The 18898-nt window shown below is 73.3% G+C and carries 16 protein-coding genes; 10 read left to right on the top strand and 6 right to left on the bottom strand.

Going from position 1 to position 18898, the window contains the following annotated elements; all coding sequences use genetic code 11:
• The first annotated feature begins 131 nt into the window (after window positions 1-131).
• From FDP22_RS24645 to FDP22_RS22175, 3 genes are read left to right on the top strand one after another with little or no spacing between them, the layout of a single operon-like run.
• Window positions 132-296, top strand: coding sequence for a hypothetical protein (locus tag FDP22_RS24645; protein WP_170317846.1), 165 nt, complete (start codon window positions 132-134; stop codon window positions 294-296).
• A gap of 16 nt (window positions 297-312) precedes the next feature.
• Window positions 313-1938, top strand: coding sequence for a hypothetical protein (locus FDP22_RS24640; protein ID WP_170317845.1), 1626 nt, complete (start codon window positions 313-315; stop codon window positions 1936-1938).
• A complete protein-coding gene (locus FDP22_RS22175) occupies window positions 1935-2873 on the top strand; it encodes a transporter substrate-binding domain-containing protein (protein WP_170317844.1) in 939 nt (312 codons plus the stop codon). The genes FDP22_RS24640 and FDP22_RS22175 overlap by 4 nt, the downstream gene beginning before the upstream one ends.
• Window positions 2874-3316: 443 nt before the next feature.
• Here the strand turns inward: FDP22_RS22175 and FDP22_RS22170 are convergent, their stop codons facing one another.
• Both FDP22_RS22170 and FDP22_RS22165 read right to left on the bottom strand, forming a co-directional pair.
• Window positions 3317-5041, bottom strand: coding sequence for a thiamine pyrophosphate-requiring protein (locus FDP22_RS22170; RefSeq protein ID WP_138577028.1), 1725 nt, complete (start codon window positions 5039-5041; stop codon window positions 3317-3319).
• A gap of 11 nt (window positions 5042-5052) precedes the next feature.
• Complete coding sequence (locus FDP22_RS22165; RefSeq protein WP_138577030.1) at window positions 5053-6498, bottom strand: aldehyde dehydrogenase; 1446 nt, start codon at window positions 6496-6498, stop codon at window positions 5053-5055.
• 391 nt (window positions 6499-6889) lie between these two features.
• Between FDP22_RS22165 and FDP22_RS22160 the strand changes: the two genes are divergently transcribed.
• Complete coding sequence (locus tag FDP22_RS22160; RefSeq protein ID WP_138577032.1) at window positions 6890-8026, top strand: alpha-hydroxy acid oxidase; 1137 nt, start codon at window positions 6890-6892, stop codon at window positions 8024-8026.
• A gap of 63 nt (window positions 8027-8089) precedes the next feature.
• Window positions 8090-8632, top strand: a complete 543-nt coding sequence (locus FDP22_RS22155) for a MarR family winged helix-turn-helix transcriptional regulator (RefSeq protein ID WP_138577034.1) — start codon at window positions 8090-8092, stop codon at window positions 8630-8632.
• A 392-nt stretch (window positions 8633-9024) separates the two neighbouring features.
• Here the strand turns inward: FDP22_RS22155 and FDP22_RS22150 are convergent, their stop codons facing one another.
• Window positions 9025-9996: a helix-turn-helix transcriptional regulator gene (locus tag FDP22_RS22150; RefSeq protein ID WP_170317843.1), complete on the bottom strand. Its 972-nt coding sequence runs from the start codon at window positions 9994-9996 to the stop codon at window positions 9025-9027.
• Window positions 9997-10175: 179 nt separating this feature from the next.
• On the opposite strand from FDP22_RS22150, the gene FDP22_RS22145 reads away from it, so the two are divergent.
• The 5 genes from FDP22_RS22145 (at window position 10176) to FDP22_RS22120 (ending at window position 16126) form a co-directional block, all read left to right on the top strand.
• Complete coding sequence (locus FDP22_RS22145; RefSeq protein ID WP_138577038.1) at window positions 10176-12308, top strand: TonB-dependent siderophore receptor; 2133 nt, start codon at window positions 10176-10178, stop codon at window positions 12306-12308.
• The gene (locus FDP22_RS22140) at window positions 12308-13171 is read left to right on the top strand and encodes an alpha/beta hydrolase (protein ID WP_138577040.1); all 864 of its coding nucleotides are present in this window, start codon (window positions 12308-12310) and stop codon (window positions 13169-13171) included. The genes FDP22_RS22145 and FDP22_RS22140 overlap by 1 nt, the downstream gene beginning before the upstream one ends.
• A gap of 535 nt (window positions 13172-13706) precedes the next feature.
• Entirely contained in the window at window positions 13707-14141 is a 435-nt protein-coding gene (gene aroQ, locus FDP22_RS22130) for a type II 3-dehydroquinate dehydratase (protein ID WP_138577042.1), read from the top strand.
• A 33-nt stretch (window positions 14142-14174) separates the two neighbouring features.
• A complete protein-coding gene (locus FDP22_RS22125) occupies window positions 14175-15263 on the top strand; it encodes a Gfo/Idh/MocA family protein (protein ID WP_138577044.1) in 1089 nt (362 codons plus the stop codon).
• A gap of 89 nt (window positions 15264-15352) precedes the next feature.
• The gene (locus FDP22_RS22120; protein WP_138577046.1) at window positions 15353-16126 is read left to right on the top strand and encodes an HpcH/HpaI aldolase family protein; all 774 of its coding nucleotides are present in this window, start codon (window positions 15353-15355) and stop codon (window positions 16124-16126) included.
• A gap of 440 nt (window positions 16127-16566) precedes the next feature.
• Here the strand turns inward: FDP22_RS22120 and FDP22_RS22115 are convergent, their stop codons facing one another.
• The 3 genes from FDP22_RS22115 to FDP22_RS22105 form a co-directional block, all read right to left on the bottom strand.
• Window positions 16567-17499, bottom strand: a complete 933-nt coding sequence (locus FDP22_RS22115; protein WP_138577048.1) for a 2-hydroxyacid dehydrogenase — start codon at window positions 17497-17499, stop codon at window positions 16567-16569.
• A gap of 292 nt (window positions 17500-17791) precedes the next feature.
• Entirely contained in the window at window positions 17792-18379 is a 588-nt protein-coding gene (locus tag FDP22_RS22110; RefSeq protein WP_138577050.1) for an SCO family protein, read from the bottom strand.
• The gene (locus FDP22_RS22105; RefSeq protein ID WP_138577052.1) at window positions 18379-18840 is read right to left on the bottom strand and encodes a copper chaperone PCu(A)C; all 462 of its coding nucleotides are present in this window, start codon (window positions 18838-18840) and stop codon (window positions 18379-18381) included. Before FDP22_RS22105 ends, FDP22_RS22110 begins: the two co-directional genes overlap by 1 nt.
• Window positions 18841-18898 lie beyond the last annotated feature (58 nt).

Raw genomic sequence — 18898 nt, 5'->3', positions numbered from 1 at the left:
CGCGCCGGGCTGTGACAGGCATCACTGGCGCCGCGGCGCGCGCGGCACAGACTGGCGGCACCACGCTGCCATCACCCGGCCGGCGGCCCGCCACAGCGGCGCCCCCGGCCCCCATCACGGGGAGACCGGAGATGACCATCGCCGAACGTACCGCAGCCGGGCTGCTGCTGTTGTTGCTGGTGCTTGCACCCGCCATTGCGCCCGCGCCCGGGCTTGCCCCCGGCGCTCAGCCGACGGGGCCGGGCGACCTGCCGCAGGTCGGGCCCTGCAACCCGGAGATCAAGACCTGCCTGTAGGCGGAAGGGGCGTGGAATGGAGGCCGATTTCGCATATTGGGTGGTGATCGGCGCCGGGGGCCTCACCCTGATCCTGGAGGCGTTCCGGCAGTTCTCGAACCCGCTCACCCTTTATGTCCATGACCGGTACCCGATCCTGCAGGGGGTGCAGTTCGACTCGCTGTGCACGCGGGCAGAGCTGTTGCGCGGCCTGTTCTTCTACGTGCTGATCTACCTCGCGATCTACGCGGTGCTGCTGAGCTCGGCCGAGCTCTACGGCCTGCTGCAGGCCGCCGATCCGGATGTGCGCGGCTCCACCGGCAACATCCCCGGCGATGACGGGGTGCCGCTGCTGGACGAGACCGCCTACGGCAAGCCGTTCTACGTCTCGGCCACCATCATCGCGGCGCTCTCCACCGGTGTCTTCGCTCCGGCGGAGCGGGCCGCGCGCACCGTCGCGCACTGGCTGGCCAACATCCCGCAGGGGGCCTACCGCACCATCACGCGCCTGCACCGGGTGGATTATCTGCGCCTGGGCGCGCACAGCTACCAGCCGCTCAGCGATGCCTACCGCGCCCTGATGCCCCGCGGGCCGGAGGAGGATTCCGCCGCGCAGTCCCTGCACGAGGACGCGCTTCACGCCCTCGTCACCATCGACCTGCTGCGCTCCAGCGTGGTGGGCGAGCAGCGCGACCAGATCTTCGCGCAATACCCCAACGCCATGCTGCAACAGCTGGCCGGTACCGTGCGCGGGGAGATCGACGCCCTGAGCGCGGCGCTGGCCCAGGCCCGCACCGCGCCGCAATCCCTGCCCGAGGTGCGCGCCATGGCCGCGCGCACGCGCGACAACCTGCTCGCGCTCTTCGCCGTGCTGTTCATCCGCAACCACCGCCGCGCCGCGGTGGACCCGGAGACGCCGCTGGGCGCGGTCGTCGAACGGGTGCGCAGCGCGCGTGACCCGCTCTACAACAGCCTCGCCGGCGCCACGCTGCTGAGCGTGTTCCTCACCATCTGCGGCACGTCCGCGATCTACTACCTCTTCCCGCGCGGCGCGGAGCACTGGCTCACCCGCGAAACCTTCGGCACCCTGAAATGGAACTGGGAGATCGCCTATACCGCGATGTGGTACGGCTTCGGGTCCGGCCTCGGGCTGGGCGCCACCGCCGGCCTCGCGCTCCTGATCCGGGAAGCGCGGCTCGAAAGCGCCGCCTGGCGGCCCTGGCGCTTTCGCAGGATGCCCTGCCTGCGGTTCTTCTACGCCGCGCTGGCGCCGGCCGCGCTCACGGTGGTTGCCTGTTTCCTCACCGCGGGGGTCGAGGATTTCCTGCGCCTGGGCTATCTCACCAAGGCGCAGGTGCGCGACCTGCTGGAGGCGCGGGGGCCGTTCTGCGCGCTCACCTTCGTCTTCGGTCTCATCGTGGCCTTCGGGGTGTTCATCGTCGCCGACCAGCATGAGCGCCTGCCGGCCTGGGGCACGCTCGCCGCGGCGCTGTGCCTGATGCCGGTCTACATGTGCTGGGCGTTCCTGCTGGCCCTGAGGCCCGATGCCGGGCTGGACAGCACCGCGCTGATGCTGCGCGAGACCGCGCTCTACACCCTGCCCACGCTGGTGTTCTTCGTGGCCTTCGTGCTGCTCGTCGAACTGGGGGAGGAGGAGGCGTGAGGCGCCTCGGCCCGCTCCTGCTGTCACTGCTCCTGGCCCTGCCGGGTGCGCCGCGCGCGCAGGAGGTGCCGGTGCTGCGGGTGGGGGTGCGCGAGGATGCGAAGCCCTTCTCCTACCGGCTGCCCTCGGGGCCGGCGAGCGACTGGGACGGGCCGCTGCACCGGCAGGGCTACAGCGGCTACGTGGTGCGGCTGTGCGACGGCACTCTGGTCGATGTCCAGCGCCGCCACCGTTTCACCGTCGAGGCCGTGCCGATCACCGCGCGCACCCGGTTCGACGCGCTGAAGGCGGGGGGGATCGACATCCTGTGCGACCCGGCCACCATCACCCGCACCCGGCTGACCGACCATCTCGCCTCGCCGCCCGTCTACCTCTCCGGGGTCACCTACGCGCGGCGGGTCGGGGAGGGGGGCACCGGGCTGAAGGTGGGCGTGGTGGGCAACACCACCTCGCAATATGACGGGATCGAGGCGATCCTGCGCGCCGGCGAGTGGCCGCAATACCGCGAGGACCTGAAGAAGCAGCTCTACGACCTGCAGCACCGCAGCACAGCGCCCTGCGGCAGCGGCGACGGTTGCGGGGACACCGGCGGCATCGTGCTCTTCGACACCCACCGCGACCTGGCGCAGGCCTTCTGCAGGGGCGAGCTGAGCTATTACGTCGGGGATTTCGAGATCGTGAAGGCGATGCTGGACGACATCGGCGGCTGCACCTGGGAGGACGCGCGCGAGACCTACACCGACGAGCGCTACGCCATCTTCGTGTCGGACGCGCCGGAGCGCGGCGCCCTCAAGCTCGACTTCCTGCAGGCGCTGAGCAGCAAGATCCTGCTGTCGCCCTCGCTGCTGGACGAGGCCTTCGAGGCCACCTTCCCCGGCGCGAAGGCCAGCCGCAAGCTGCGCATCTTCTTCTGGACGATGCGCGGGGAACGCTAGCGGCACCCGGGCAGGCGCCGAGGCCGCGTGCGGAACACCGGGCGGGCCGTCTGTGCGGGCGCCCGGCGGCTCCCGTCGGAAACCGGACGTGCGGACGCGCGCCACCTCACGCATCGTGCAGGGGCCTCCCGCGCCTTGCGGCGCACGCGTCGCGCAGCGGATGCCGGGCGGCGACACCCAGCCGGCGCGGATGGCGCATCGGCCACCGATGGCTCACGGAAGGCGCAGCGCATCGGCGAAGGCGCCTCGCACGGCGCGCACCCGGGCACCGGAACCGGCGGTGCGCAGGGCGCGGGTGAAGGGCAGACCACCGGCACTGGCGTGGCGGGCGGCCTGCCCCGGACCCCGGGCCTCGCATATCGTCTCATGCGCCTCGGGTGCCGGGTGCGGCCCCGGAACGGGCAGGCGCAACCGGGGCCGCGCCTGCCTCGCGGGCCGCGCCCTCAGTCGGGCAGGATGCGGATGTCGAGCAGGGCGAGCCTGCCGCTCCGCGTCACCTCCAGCGCCTCGGCCAGCAGGCCGGGCAGGGCGTCCGCCTCCGTCACCCGCCGGGCCCAGGCGCGGCTGGCGCGGGCGGTGGAGCAGAAGTCCGGCGAGGGCTTCAGCGCGGTGAGCGGCATCTCGTTGGCCTTCGCCGCGTGCCCCTCCGGGTAGAGCCCGACGACGGAGCCGCGCACCGCCCCCCATTCCTCGTTGTTGAGGATCAGCACCAGGATGCCCAGTTCCAGCGCCTCGGCGATCTGGTGGCAGGCGGTGGGGTTGGCGAACATGTAGGAGCCGTCGCCCATCGTGGCCACGCAGGTGCGCCCCGGCTCCGCCAGCTTCGCGCCGAGCGCGCAGGGGAAGGACCAGCCGAGCCCGCCCGAATGCGGCTCCTGGAACCAGGAGCGGTGCTCGCGCCGCTCCAGCGGCCCCAGCTTGGTGCCCAGTTCGGAGAAGACGCTGGAGGTCTCGCCCTCCAGCGCCGTGCCGAGGCACTGGCTCACGAATTCCTTCGTGATGCCCCGGGTGGCGGAGGCGGTGATCGCCTCGCGCATCCGGGCGCGGGCGACGGCCGTCTCCCCCGCCAGGCGGGCGCGGCGGGCGGCGATGGCGCTCTCGTCCCGCGTCAGGCCGGCCATGGCGGCGAAGAGCGCGGGCAGGGTGACCGCGCTCTCCCCCGCCAGGGCAAGGTCGGAGCGGAAGTTGCGCACCGGGAAGCGCGAGAACAGCGGGTCCGGGCCGATGTGGATCACCTTCGCGGCCGGGTTCGGGTGGTGCATGTCCGGCCACCAGGGCGCGAGGCAGTCGAGCACCACGATCACGTCGGCCGCCGCCAGCGCCGGCCCCGGGTCGGCGCCCACGTGGCAGGGGTGGTCGGTGGGCAGGGCGAGATGCGTGGCCCACCAGCTGCTCACCGCGATGCCCCAGTCCTGCGCCCAGGCGGAGAAGGCGGCGAAGCTGGCCGCATCCCCCGCGCCGCGCTGCGCGATCACCAGCGGGGCCTGCGCGCCGGCCAGCAGCCGGGCGGCCTCGGCCAGCGCGCCCGGCTCGGGGGCGAGCGCCACCGGCGCCATGCTCGCCGGGGCCTCAAGCCCCTCCGAAGGGCAGGGCTCGCACAGCACCTCGCGTGGCAGCGAGAGGTAGACCGGCCCCTTCGGCGTGGAGGAGGCGATGGCCTGCGCGCGGTCCAGAAGGCCGCCGATCTGCTCGGGGAACTTCAACTCGTACTCCCACTTGCAGGCCTCGCGCACCAGCGCGGACTGGTCGCGCATCTCCTGCCCCCAGCCGATGGGCACGGTGCGCGCGCCGAACCGGCCCTGCTCCGTCACCGGGGTGCGGCCGGACATCAGCAGCATGGGGATGTGCTCGCAGGCGGCGTTGATGGCCCCGGTGGCGCCGTTCGACAGGCCCACGTTGGTGTGCAGCATCACCGCCTGCGGCGTGCCGGAGATCAGGTAATAGCCGTGCGCCATGCCCATCGCCGCGTGTTCATGCGGGATGACGAGGGCGCGCGGCAGGTCGATGCCCTTCGCCGTCGCCTCCGCCAGCCCCTCGATGATGGGGGGGAAGTCCGTGCCCGAATTGGTGAACACGTAGTCGATGCCGAGCGCCTTCAGCCGCGTGAAGATCGCCCCGCCGGCGGTGAGGGTGGCCCCGGCCGCCCCGCTGGTGTCGCTCCCGTCCATGCCGGTCACCATCAGAACGGGTAATGCTGCGCCGGATCCTCGAGGGTGATCCAGCGGAGCTCGGTGAATTCGTCGATGGCCGCCGAGCCGCCGAAGCGACCGTAGCCGGAGGCCTTCATGCCGCCGAAGGGCATCTGCGCCTCGTCCTGCACGGTGGGGCCGTTCACGTGGCAGATGCCGGCCTCGATGCGCCGCGCCACCGCCATGGCCCGGGTGACGTCTGCGCCGAACACCGAGGAGGAGAGGCCGTACTCGGTGTCGTTCGCAAGCGCGATCGCGTGCTCGGTGTCGCGCGCGCGCACCACGCAGACCACGGGGCCGAAGGATTCCTCGCGGAAGAGCTTCATGTCCGGGGTCACCCCGTCGATCACCGTCGCCGGCATGATGGTGCTGTCGGTGGCGCCGCCCGCCACGCAGGTGGCACCCTGCGCCAGCGCGTCGGCGATGAGCATGTCCACCCGTTCCACCGTGGCGCGATTCACCACGGAGCCGAGCACCACGTGCTCGCGCGGGTTTCCGAAGGGCAGGGCGGCGGCCTTCGCGGCGAATTTCTCCACGAAGGCGTCGGCCACGGTCTCATCGACGATGATGCGCTCGGTGGACATGCAGATCTGGCCCTGGTTCATGAAGGCGCCGAAGGCGGCGGCGTTCACCGCGCCGTCCAGGTCCGCGTCGTCGAGCACCAGCATCGGCGCCTTGCCGCCCAGCTCCAGCAGCACCGGCTTGAGGTGGCGGGCGGCCAGCTCGGCGATGATGCGGCCCACGCGGGTGGAGCCGGTGAAGTTGACGCGCTTCACCTTCGGGTGCTCCACCAGGGCGGCGACCACCTCCGGCGCGTCCTCCGCCGCGTGGGTGACGACGTTGATCACCCCCTTCGGCAGGCCGGCCTGCTCCAGCGTCTCGCCGATCATCACGTGCAGGCGCGGGCACATCTCGGAGGCCTTCAGCACCACGGTGTTGCCGCAGGCGATGGGCATCGCGACGGCGCGCATCCCGAGGATGACAGGCGCGTTCCACGGCGCCATGCCCACCAGCACGCCCACCGGCTGGCGGTAGGCCATCGCCAGGGTGCCCGGCTTGTCGGAGGGCACCACCTCGCCCTTCACCTGGGTGGTCATCGCCGCGGCCTCGCGCAGGATGCCGGCGGCGAAGGCCACGTTGAAGCCCAGCCAGGGACCGGTGGCGCCGGTCTCCGCGATGCCGGTCTCGATGAACTCGGGGGTGCGGGCCTCCAGCAGGTCGGCGGCCTTGAGCAGGATGGCGCGGCGCGCGCCCGGCCCGGTCTGCGACCAGGCGGGGAAGGCGGCGGCGGCGGCTTCCACGGCGCGGTCCACATCCGCCTTGCGCGCGGCCGCGGCCCGGGTGGCGAGCGCGCCCGTCACCGGGTCGCGGCGCTCGAAGGTGCGGGCGTCTTCGGCGGGCGTGGCGTCGCCGCCGATGAGAAGGTGAAGGTCCATTGGTTTTCCTACCCTGGAGTGTTCTGGCCCGGCCCATGCCGGGAGGTCGTTCGGCGCATGGCGGGCCCCGGGCCTGCCGCGGCGCCCCGCCGGAAGGGCGGAGACGCGTGCAGGGTCCGGGGGCGCGCCTGTCGGCGGAGCTTCGGCTCGGGCCAGGTCGCGGGGCCCTGGTCCGCAAAAAAGTTGGACACATAACGATCTCTATGTCAACAATCTCATGAGAGATCGGCCATCGACCGACAGGCAGTCCGGGAGGAGCGCCCATGCCCGACAGGATCATCGCCGCAGGCCCGCGCGCCTGCGCCCCGCCCGTGCGGCGCCACCGCCGCGGAGCGCCGGGCCGGGGCCCGCACTGCCCGTCCGCGCCCGGTCCCTGCGGGAGAGAGCCGTCATGAGCCTCTTCACCCGCCGCGCGCCCGAATCGGCTGAGGCCTACCGCGCCGCCGCCCGCGCCCGCATGCCGCGCTTCGCCTTCGATTTCATCGACGGCGGCGCGGGCACCGAGGCCGGGCTCGCCCGCAACCGCGCCGCCTTCACCGAGGCGCTGCTGATGCCGCGCGCCCTGGTGAACACCGAAGCGCCGATCTCCACCGCCCGGTCCTTCCTGGGGCGGGAGTGGCGCCTGCCCTTCGGCATTCCGCCCATCGGGCTCGCGGGCATCGCCTGGCCGGGGGTGGACCGGATCCTCGCCGCGGCGGCGGAGCGGCACGGCGTGCCCTATGTCGCCTCCACCCCCTCCACCGACACGCTGGAGGCGCTGAAGCAGGTCGCGCCGGGCTCCGGCATGTTCCAGCTCTATGTCGGGCGGTCCGCGGAGATCACCGACGATCTGGTCGCCCGGGCCGAGGCGGCGGGCTACACGGATCTCGTGGTCACCGTCGACGTGCCGCGCCCGGGCAAGCGGCTGCGCGACCTGCGCAACGGCTTCGGCCTGCCGCTGCGGCCCGGCCCGCGCATGGTGCTGGACCTGCTCACGCATCCCGCCTGGTCGCTGGCGATGGCGCGCGCCGGGGCGCCGCGCTTTGCCAACCTGGAGCGCTACGCGGCGCCCGGGGCGAACGCGCGCTCGCTTGCCGAGCTGATGGCGGGGCAGAGCTCGGGCCGGCTGGACTGGGCGCTGCTCGCCCGGCTGCGGCAGCGCTGGAGCGGGCGGATGGTGGTGAAGGGCATCCTGAACCCCGAGGACGCGGCCCGGGCCGTGGGCGAGGGCGCCGACGCGGTGGTGGTCTCGAACCACGGCGGGCGGCAGCTTGACTCCGCCCCCGCCCCGCTGACGGCCATCCGCGCGGTGCGCGACCGGGTCGGCACGCAGGTGCCGCTGGCGCTGGACGGCGGCGTGCGCAGCGGCGAGGATATCCTCAAGGCCCTGAACGCCGGGGCGGATTTCGTGTTTCTCGGCCGGCCGTTCCTCTTCGCCGTGGCGGCGCGGGGGGCGGAGGGGGCCGAGGCCCTGTTCGCCCTGCTGGCGGCCGAGCTGGAATCCGCCCTGGCCCAGACCGGCCTCACCGCGCTGCCGGGGCATGACTGACCGGGCTGGACAGGACCTGCCCAGCCCCCCACGAGACCAGGCCGGAAGGGAGACCCCGCGCGCATGACCGGGAAGATCGCGAAGGACATACCGAGGCCGCCCGACGTCGGGCCGGAGCCTCCGGCCGCACGTGCCCCCTCCGGGCGCGTGGTCGATCTCGGCCCGATGGCGGAGTTCATCGGCTTCTACCTGCGTCACGCCTTCGAGGCCTCCTTCGCGGATTTCTCCCGCACGCTGGGCGCGGACCAGCTCAAGCCCGGCAGCTTCGCGCTGCTCTCGCTCATCGTGGGCAACCCGGGCCTCACCCAGGTGGAGCTGGGCCGGGTGAGCGGGCGCGACAAGTCCAGCGTCACCAGCGCCCTGCGCCAGCTGGAGGACCGGGGCATCATCCGCCGCGAACGGCTGGAGGGCGACCGGCGCTCCTACGCAAGCTACGTCACACCGGCGGGAGAGAAGGTCTACGCCCGGATGGCGCAGAAGGCGCAGGCGCATTTCCGCCGCCTGGACGAGATCGTCGGGCCGGAGCGCAAGGCCGCCTTCCTCGCCACGCTGCGCGACATTTCCGCCGGGCTGGACATCGACACCGACGGCGAAACCCGCGGCTGACGGCGGGCGCGCCTCGCGCCGCCGGGCCGTCGGTTTGACCATAAATCGCGCGCGCGCCGCCGGAACCGGGCGCATGCGGGCTCCGGGGGTGTGCTTGGATGCGGTGCAACGCCCCCTCCCGTCCTGTCCGCACGCGACCGGGCGGCAGACGCGGATACGGTCCGGAGAGCACCTCGCCCCGGCAACCCAAGGCGACGGGGCCCTGCGCAAGACCCGGTCCGACCGGCACCGCGAGCCCTTCGGGCCCCCACCGGGATGCCCGAAGGCGACCCCGGTGGGGGCCGACCGGAGGCGCCGCACTCACCTCCCGCGCGGCGGCCCGGAGCGATGGTGGAAGCCCCGGGGGGCGGGGCCGCTTCCCGTCCGCGAGAGCGCCGGGAGTGTCTGCCGGCTCAGCCGGCGCGGGTGCGGCGGATGTCGGAGGGGGCGACGCCGAACTGGCGGCGGAAGGCGGTGGCGAAGTTCGCCGGGCTGCCGTAACCGGCCAGCGCCGCGGCCTGCGAGACGGTGACCGTCTCGCGCTCCAGCGCCGCGCGGGCGCGGTCCAGCCGCTCGGCCCGGGCCCAGGACACCACGCTGGTGCCATGCGCCGCGTGGAACAGGCGGCGCATGGTCGACAGGCTCACGCCGCCCTCCGCCGCGATCTCGGCAAGGCCGGGCAGGGGGCCGCTGCTCTCGGCCACGCAGGCCTCCATGCGGGCGAGGCGTGCGCGCTCATGCGGGCGCAGCAGGGCGTCGCGCTCGGGCGGGGCGTCGCCGATCCGTGCCATCGCCCGGGCCACCAGGCCCAGGGTCAGCGCCTCGCGCTCCAGCCGCAGGCAGGGGAAGTCCCCGTCTTCCAGCGTGGCGAGGCGCTCGAAGGCCGCCAGCGTCTCGGCGTCGGCCTCCCAGGAGAGCCGGGTGAAGGGCGCGGCCAGCCGGGCGCGCAGCGCGTGCTGGCCGGCCCCGGCCAGGTCGAACCCGTTGCCGGCCATCCACTCCGGGCTGAGCTTGATGTTGACCTTGCGCATGTAGTCGCCCGGCTCGGCACGGCGCACGAAGGGCGCGGGCTCGGTGAGCGCGGTGAGCACCACGCGCACCGGCGCGCCCGGTGCCCGGCCCAGCCCCATCGGCACCCCGCCCAGCGAGGCGCGCGCCTCGCCCGCCGTGAAGCAGTGCAGCACCAGCCCGGGCGCCCGGGTGACGCGGGTCTCGAAATACTCGGTGGTGCGCGCGTCGAGCGTGTGCACCGCGAGGCCGCGGCGCAGCTCGGTCATGGAATGCCGGCCGGAGAGAGGCGCCCCGGCGGGCTGCGAGGCGCGGAAATCGCGTCCCGACAGGTGGGCGCTGCGCGCGATGCGCGCCAGCGGTATCGGATTGGCCAAGGCGGACCCTCCTCTCGAACTGGTGTCGGAAGCATGGTGCCTGGCGTGCGGACCGGCGATTTGACGATTTCGCAAAGGCATTCGGCGATCTGGCAAAGGTCCGCGGCTGGCGGTGAGACTCCCGGGAGAGTACGAAAGTCTACAAAATGAATCAACTACTCCCCGCGCAAGGAATGCCCATGACCCGATCCGTTGCCCGCCGCCTCCGCCTGCCGCTGCGTGCGGCGCTTCTGGCCAGTTCCGCGCTGGCGGCCGCGCCGCTCTGCGCCCAGACCGCCGATGCGCCGGAAGAGCAGGACGTGATCCCGCTGGAGGGCATCGTCGTCACCAGCCCGAGCTACGAGACCGAGGACACCGGCAGCTACGCCACCGGGCTGATCTCCGTGGGTGAGAAGGAGGCGCTGGCGCCGCGCGAGATCCCGCAGTCGACCACCGTCGTCACCCGCCAGCGCATCGAGGACGGCGACTACACCTCGCTCGACACCGCGCTGCGCCAGACCCCGGGCATCCTGGTGCTGGACAATGACAACGGCCGCTCCTCGATCTTCTCGCGCGGGTTCGAGTTCGACTACCTCTATTTCAACGGCCTGCCGGCGCCGCTCTCCTCCATCTACGGCACCCAGCCGGACCTCTCGATCGTCGATCATATCGAGATCCTGAAGGGCCCCTCGGGCCTCTTCGCCGGGCGGGGGGAGCCGGCGGGCTCGGTGAACATGCGCCTCAAGCAGGCCAGTGCGGATTTCGGCGGCTACGTGAGCGCCACCGGCAACACCTTCGGCCGCGGCCGGGGCGAGGCCGACATCACCGGCGCGCTGAACGACAGCGGCAGCCTGCGCGCCCGCGGCGTCTTCGCCTACGAGAACGGTGACGGCTTCGTGGACAAGCAGGAGAACGGCGTCCTCCAGGGCTACGGCACCGTGGCCTATGATTTCAGCCCGGCCACCACGCTCACCCTGAGCCTGAGCCACATGGAGCGCGACATCGCGCCCTTCAACGGCCTGCCCACCGACGCGGACGGCAACCTGCTCGACCTCGACCCCGACACCACCACCGCGGCGGACTGGAACGACTTCGACAACACGGTCACCGACTACATGGCCGAGTTCGAGCACCGCTTCGACGGCGGCGGCTTCGTGAAGGCTTCCGGGCGCTTCTCGGACCGCGACGTGGACTTCCTCTACGCCTATGCCGGCTCCGCCGCCGACGCGGACGGCAACGTGAACGGCCTGTCCTGGCTGGCGCGCGACTACCAGGAGCAGTCGCTGGCCCTCGACGTCTACACCAGCCTGCCCTACACGCTCGCCGGACTGCGCGGCAACGTGATCGTCGGGGCCGACTACCAGAATGTGGACAGCACGCTGAAGCAGGCCCGCGGCTCCATCGCCGGCACCTACACCCTCACCGACTGGGATGTCTCCGGCGTGCCCGCCCCGGACGTGACCTGGTCTTCGGACGACGACAGCAGCTCGAACCAGTACGGGCTCTACACCCAGCTGCGCCTGTCGCCCTTCCGGGATGTCACCCTGATCGGCGGCGGCCGGCTCACCTGGTACGACGCGCATGTGACCGACAACGCCACCGGCACCCGCTCCGACGAGCAGGACATCAACGGGCATTTCACGCCCTATCTCGGCGCCACCTACGACGTGAACGACTGGGCGACCCTCTACACCAGCTACACCGAGATCTTCCAGCCGCAGACCGAGCGGGACCGCAACGGCGCGATGCTGGACCCGCGCGAGGGCTGGCAGGTGGAGGTCGGCGCGAAGTTCGAGTTCTCCAACGGGCTGAACGCCTCGCTCGCCTTCTTCAACCTGGAGGACACGAACCGCGCCGTGGCCGACCCGGTGACGGGAGATTACGTGGCCCAGGAGAAGGTCCGCTCCCGCGGGATCGAGCTGGAGGCCTCCGGCGAGATCCTGCCCGGCTGGCAGCTCGCCGGCGGCTACACCTACACCGACACCGAATACCTCAACGGTGCGAGCGACGGCGAGGATTTCTCCACCTACACGCCCGAGCACATGCTGCGGGTCTGGACGAAGTACAGCTTCGACACCGGCGTGCTGAAGGACGTCTCGGTGGGCGGCGGCTTCACCGCGATGTCCAGTTTCTCCTCGCGCGGGATCGAGGCGCCGGGCTATGGTGTGGTCGACCTGATGGCCTCCTACGACATCACCGAGACCGTCGCCCTCCAGCTCAACGTGAACAACGTGTTCGACAAGCAATACTACTCCCGCGTCGGCTCCACCTCGGTGTTCAACTTCTACGGTGCGCCGCGCAACGCCAGCCTCACGCTGACCACCCGGTTCTGATGCGCCTGCCCGGTTCCGGCGGCGCGCAGGCCGCCTTCCTGCCGGGCACCGCCTCGGGCTGCATCGATGCCCCCGGCGGTGCCCTGCGCCTCGTCCTCTGCCTGCCGGACGAGCCGCCCCCGCCCGCGGGCTACGCGCTGATCGTGGCGCCGGATGCGGGCTTCACCTTCGGCACCCTGCGCGACGTGGTCCGGCTGCAGACCGGCGCGCGCGCCGACACCGGCCTGCCCGCCACCATCGTCGCCGGCCTCGGCTATCCCACGCCGGACTGGGTGGACATGCACCGCCGCACCACCGACCTCACCGGCCCGGCTTCCAGTGGGCCGGGCCGGGCGGCGACGCTGCGGTTTCTCGAGCATGACCTGCTGCCGGCCCTGGCGGACGCCTACCGGCTGGACCCGGAGCGCCGGATGCTGCTGGGCCATTCCTTCGGCGGCTATTTCGCCCTGCGCGCGCTGGCCGACAGGCCGGGCCTCTTCAGCCACGTGGTGGCGAGCAGCCCCTCGATCTGGGTGGACCCGGAGGCGGTCTTCGCCGGGCTCGACGCGCTGCGCCCGCCCCGCCCGGTGTGCCTCATGCTGAGCGCGGGCGACGAGGAGGACGCCGCCATCGCGCGCGCGCGCCCCGGCGCGCCGCCCGACGCCGAGCGCCTCGCCCGGCTGCAGGAGCGCCACATGGTGGCGCGGGCCCGCGACGCGGCCGCCCGGCTCGCGGCGGTGCCGGGCCTGGACGTGCGGTTCCGCCTGTTCGAGGGCGAGGGCCACGGCAGCGTGATCCCGGCGATGCTGTCCCGCGCCGTCGGCCTGCTGGCCGAAACCCCGGCCGGCCCGGGCACGGGGAGCGTGCCGCCGGATAGCCGCTGACCGCGCCCGCCCGGGCCCGGATGGCTCGCACCCCGGCCCGGGGCCGATGCGAGCCCCGGCCCGGGGGGCTGTTGCCCGGGCGCGCAACCGCCCCGCCCGGGCGGAAGGAAAGGGGGTTGACCGCACGGGCCGAACCGGCTCCCGGTGCTCCCGGTGCTCCCGGTGCTCCCGGTGCTCCCGGTGCTCCCGGTGCTCCCGGTGCTCCCGGTGCTCCCGGTGCTCCCGGTGCTCCCGGTGCTCCCGGTGCTCCCGGTGCTCCCGGTGCTCCCGGTGCTCCCGGTGCTCCCGGTGCTCCCGGTGCTCCCGGTGGCGGGTTTTCGGTGCGGGGCGCGGGGTCTTGCCTGTTCGCGCGATCCGGGCCATCCTCGCCCGAAACCCCACGGGGGGAGGAAGGAAACCGCACGGTGCCACCAGTGCTCGCCAAGAGCCCGCGCCACAGCTCCGCACCAGGACGCGACCGGCAGGACGCCCGGGCCCCACGGGCACCGGCCTCCCCTGTCTTTCCCCCGGCCCTCCCAGCACAGCGAGACCCCAAGTGACCAGGACCATCTACGTTCTCAACGGCCCGAACCTGAACCTGCTCGGCCAGCGCCAGCCCGAGATCTACGGGCATGACACGCTGAAGACGGTGGAGGACCTCTGCCGGGCCAACTGTGCCGAGGGTTTCGACATCCGCCTGCTGCAGTCCAACCACGAGGGCCAGATCATCGACTGGATCCACGAGGCCCGGCACGCGGCCTGCGCCATCGTGATCAACCCGGCGGCCTATACCCACACGTCCGTGGCGATCCTCGACGCGCTCAACGCCTTCGAGGCGCCGGTGATCGAGGTGCATATCTCCAACGTCCACAAGCGCGAGGCCTTCCGCCACCACTCCTACGTGAGCCTGCGCGCCGACGGGGTGATCGCCGGGCTGGGCATCGAGGGGTACGCGGCCGCGGTGCGGAGGGTGTGTTCGCTGCTCGGCTGAGGCGCCGGGCGAGGGGAGGAAAGGGAGAACAAGATGACCGATATTGCCGTCGTCGGCGCCGGGCTGATCGGTCGGCGCCACGCAGAGGCCGTGCTGGCCGCGCCCGGGGTGCGCCTCTCGGCGCTGGTGGACCCCGCGCCGGAGGCTGCCGCGCTCGCGCAGCGGATGGGTGTGCCGCACCTGCCCGACCTGGAGGCGCTGCTCGCCGGGCCGCGCCCGGACGGGGTGATCCTCGCCACGCCGAACACCCATCACGTGCCCGGCGGGCTGGCCTGCATCGCCGCCGGCCTGCCCGTGCTGGTGGAAAAGCCGCTCGCGACCGACATCGCCGGCGCCCGCCGGCTGGTCGAGGCGGCGGAGGCGGCCGGCGTGCCCCTGCTCACCGGGCATCACCGCGGGCACAACCCGATCGTGGCCGCCGCCCGGGCGCGGATCGCGGCGGGAGAGATCGGCCGTCCCGTCTCCGCCCATGTGATGTACTGGATCTGCAAGCCCGACCCCTATTTCGACACCGCCTGGCGGCGCGCGCCCGGGGCCGGGCCGGTCTACCTCAACCTCTCGCACGACATTGACCTGATGCGCCACCTGCTGGGCGAGATCGACAGCGTGCAGGCGATGGAAAGCTCCGCCATCCGCGGCAACGCGGTGGAGGAGAGCGCCGTCATCCTGCTGCGCTTCGCCAGCGGCGCGCTGGGAACGGTCAACATCTCCGACACCATTCCCGCGCCCTGGTCCTGGGAGATGACCACCGGCGAGAACCCGGCCTATCCGCGCACCGACGCGCCCTGCTACTTCATCGGCGGCACCGCGGGCAGCCTGGAGATGCCGCTCAACCGCCTCTGGCACGACGAGGGCAAGCGCGACTGGTGGGCGCCGATTTCCGCCCGCATGGCAGCCTGGCCGGAGGCGGGAGACCCGCTCCTGCGCCAGGTCGGCCAGTTCGCCCGGGTGATCCGCGGCGAGGAGGCGCCGCTGGTCTCCGGGCGCGAGGGGCTGGCCACGCTCGCCGTGGTCGAGGCGGTGAAGCAGGCCGCGGCCAGCGGCACCCCGGTCACGCCGCAGGGCCGCGCCGCGGCGGAGGGCGGCGCGGGGCCCTCCCCGGAGCGGGCCGGCCTGCCCTGAACCTCTCGCCACCTGCCGCGTGCCGCCCACCGCGGCGCTCTCCGGTGCCCGAGGGCGCCGTCACCGACCCTGACCGAAGGACCCCCCCGATGGACTTGCCGAAGAATGCCTTCAAGGCCGCGCTGCGCGCCGGCCACACCCAGATCGGCCTCTGGTGCACGATTCCGGACCCGACCGTGGCCGAGATGCTCGGCGCGACCGGCTATGACTGGATGCTGCTGGACACCGAGCATTCCCCGATGGACGTGCTGGGAACCCTGCCGCTCCTGCGCGCGCTCGCACCCGCCCCGGTCTCCGCCGTGGTGCGGCCCGCCTCGCTGGACGTGGTGGAGATCAAGAAGGCGCTCGACTGCGGCGCCCGGAGCCTGCTCATCCCCTATATCCAGAGCGCGGAGGAGGCGCGCGCCGCGGTGGCCGCCGTGCGCTATCCGCCCGCCGGCATCCGCGGCGTGGCGGGCATGACCCGGGCCAGCGGCTACGGCACCATCGCCGGCTACCACCGCCGCGCCGGCGAGGAAATCTGCCTGCTGCTGCAGGTCGAGACCGCCGAGGCCCTGGGGGAGATCGAGGCGATCGCGGCGGTGGAGGGGGTGGACGGCATCTTCGTCGGGCCCGCCGATCTCGCCGCCAGCCTGGGCCACCCGGGCGAGACCGGCCACCCGGAGGTGAAGGCGGCGGTGCTTGACGCCATCCGCCGCATCTCCGCCGCCGGCCTGCCGCCGGGGGTGCTGACGCTGGACCAGGCCTTCGCCGCCGAGGCGGTGGAGGCGGGCGCCCGCTTCGTGGCCGTCGACCTGGACCTCTCGCTGCTCCAGCGCGGCGCCCGCGCCCGCGCCGCGGAATGGCGTGCGCGGCTGGGTTGACCCCGGGCAGGCGGGCCGAGCCCTGCGCGGAGCGCCGGGTTGCCCGCCCTCGCGCGCTGCGGCCGCCGGGGCGCGTGAGGCGACACGAGGGCGCACCACGCGACATCCGCCCTCCCGCCCCCGGATGTCGGGGGTGCGGACCCGGACGGGCATCCCTTCGCCCTGACGGCCCCGCCGGCGTGGCGGGCCCCCGCGGCTATGCTGCCGGGATGCCGGGTGCCAGGGCCGTGCACAGGGGGGCGACTCCCGGCTGGTGCTGCCGCTGCCCGGCTCGCTGAAGTACATCGGTCGGTCCGCCGCGGTCGCCGCCGGCGGCCCGGTTCCCGGTCGATCCGGCCCGGGGCTGAAGGCTTCGCCGCAAGGACGCGCGGGACTGTCCGGGAAAGGGGCCGCGCGGGGGAGCGCGAACCGGCCGGCGCCCGTGCGGGCCTCCGCGGGGCTCAGTAGCCCCGTGCGGCGTCTGCGAGATCGGCCACCGTGCCATCCCGCTCGAAGGCACGGATGTTGGCGGCCACGATGCGGCCGCCGGTCTCCGGGTCGATCATCGAGGCGATGTGCGGCGTGACGGTGACACCGGGATGGCGCCAGAACGGATGCCCGGCCGGCAGCGGTTCCTGGCGGAACACGTCCAGGGTCGCGTGGGAGATCCGCCCGCTGTCGAGGGCGGCGAGCAGGTCCTCCTCCACCAGGTGGCCGCCGCGCCCGGCGTTCACCAGGCTCGCGCCATGCGGCAGCCGGGCGAACAGCCCGGCGTTCAGGATGTCGGCGGTCGCGTCGGTGAGCGGCAGCAGGCAGACGAGGATCTCGGAACGGGCGAGGAACGCGCCCAACTCGCCCGCGCCGGCGAAACAGGCAACGCCCTCGATCTCGCGCGCGCTGCGCGCCCAGCCGGCGGTGTCGAAGCCGAGCGCGGCCAGGCTGCGCGCCGCCGCCGCGCCGAGATTGCCCAGCCCCATCACCCCCACGCGCCGGCCGGTGGCGGGCGGCGGCACGATCTGCTGCCAGCGCGCCGCGGCCTGCGCGGCGGCGAGGGCGGGCATCTCGCGGTGGTGGCGCAGCACGTGCAGGGCCACGTATTCGCGCATCCGCTGAGTGAGGTCGCGCCCCACGGTGCGGATGATCGGCACATGCGCGGGCAGGGCGCGGTCGGCCAGCACATGGTCGATCCCCGCGCCGAGCGAGACGATGGCGCGCAGCCCCGGAAACCGCGCCAGCCGGCCGGTGCCGGGCTGCCAGACCACGGCGTAGCGCACGGCCTCCGGGGCCGCGGCGGCCTCCAGCGCCTCGACCCGGGCTTCGGGCATCAGGGCGGCGAGACGGTCGCGCCACTCGGCGGTCTCGGCGGGATCGGGGCAGTGGACGACGATGCTCATGGGCGTTCCTTCCGGGGGCTGGCCCCGGCCTGCAGCAGGTTGAGGGCAGGGGCCGCCACGCCACGGCGCGCGGCACCTGCGGGCGGAGCGGCGGCTCCCGTCCCTGTCTCGAAGTCGGACTTGCGCATGCGGGCTCCCGGGCGGCTTCCACCCCTTTGTGCGCCGCAACGGCGGGCGCGTCCAGTCGCGGAGGCGGCCCTTTTCCCGGTCGCTCCCACCCCGGAGAGGCCGGAGCGGGCGGCGCCCCCTGCGCGGCCCACCCCGCGACCGCGAAAAGGGCCGCCCCCGCGGCTCAGCCGTCGCGCACGAGGCGACGGAGCTTGGACAGGGCCATGGCCGGGGCCTCGCCATAACCGATGGTGCCGAACAGGTGATTCCCGGAATCCATCAGGAAGACGGTCGCGGTGTGTTCCATCGTGTAGTCTCCGCCCTCCAGCGGCACGCGCTTGTAGTAGACGAAATACTGCTTCGCGATGGCCGCGATCTGCGCCTCAGTGCCCGAGAGGCCGAGGATGCGGCTGTCGAAGGCGGAGGTGTATTGGGCCAGTTGCTCGGGCGTGTCGCGCGCGCTGTCCACGGAGACGAAGAGCCAGTTCACCTTGTCCGCGTCCTCGCCGAGGTCCTGCATCAGCAGGGTGAGCTCGTAGAGCGTGGTGGGGCAGACATCCGGGCAGAAGGTGAAGCCGAAGAAGATCACCGTGGGGCGGCCTTCGAAATCGGCCTCGGTCACGGTGCGACCGGTCTCGTCGGTGAGGGTGAAGGGGCCGCCCACGCTGGCGGTGCCCACGTCCTCGCCGCGCAGGGTGACCCAGAGCAGCGTGCCCGCCACCCCGGCCAGCGCCAGGGTGAGGGCGGCGAGGGCCATGCGGGCGCGCGACATCACTGCGCCTCCGCCGGCTTCGGCGCGCCGGGGGGCACCACCTGCATCTGCACGGCGATCTCGGCGCCGCTGTCCAGGATGAGCGTGACCGGCACCGGCGCGCCGACGACCACCGGTGCGGCGAGGTCCATCATCATGATATGCGCGCCGCCGGGGGCGAGGGCCACGGTGGCCCCGGCGGGCAGCGGCAGGCCCTCGGCCAGCGGGTGCATGCGCATCACGCCGCCGGACATCTCCATGCCGTGCAGCTCCACCCGGGCGGCGGCGGGGCTGCGCGCGCCCACCAGGCGGTCATCGCCGGGGCCGGGGTTGTGGAGGGTGAGGAAGCCGCCGGCAGCCATGGCGCCCGGCGGCGTGGCGCGGACCCAGGCGCCGGAGGCGGTGACGGGCCCGGCGAGGGCGAGGCCGGGCAGCGCCGCGCTCAGGGCGGCTGCGAGGACGAGGCGGGGGAGGCGTGTCATGCGGTGTCTCCGTCATGCGAACTTGGCCCGGCGTCGGTTCGGCCGGGCAGGGGCGTTT

The sequence above is a fragment of the Paroceanicella profunda genome, assembly GCF_005887635.2.
In the GTDB taxonomy this organism is placed as follows: domain Bacteria; phylum Pseudomonadota; class Alphaproteobacteria; order Rhodobacterales; family Rhodobacteraceae; genus Paroceanicella; species Paroceanicella profunda.
Note: the sequence above shows the minus strand (reverse complement) of the source record. Positions and strands in the feature narration are given on the sequence as shown.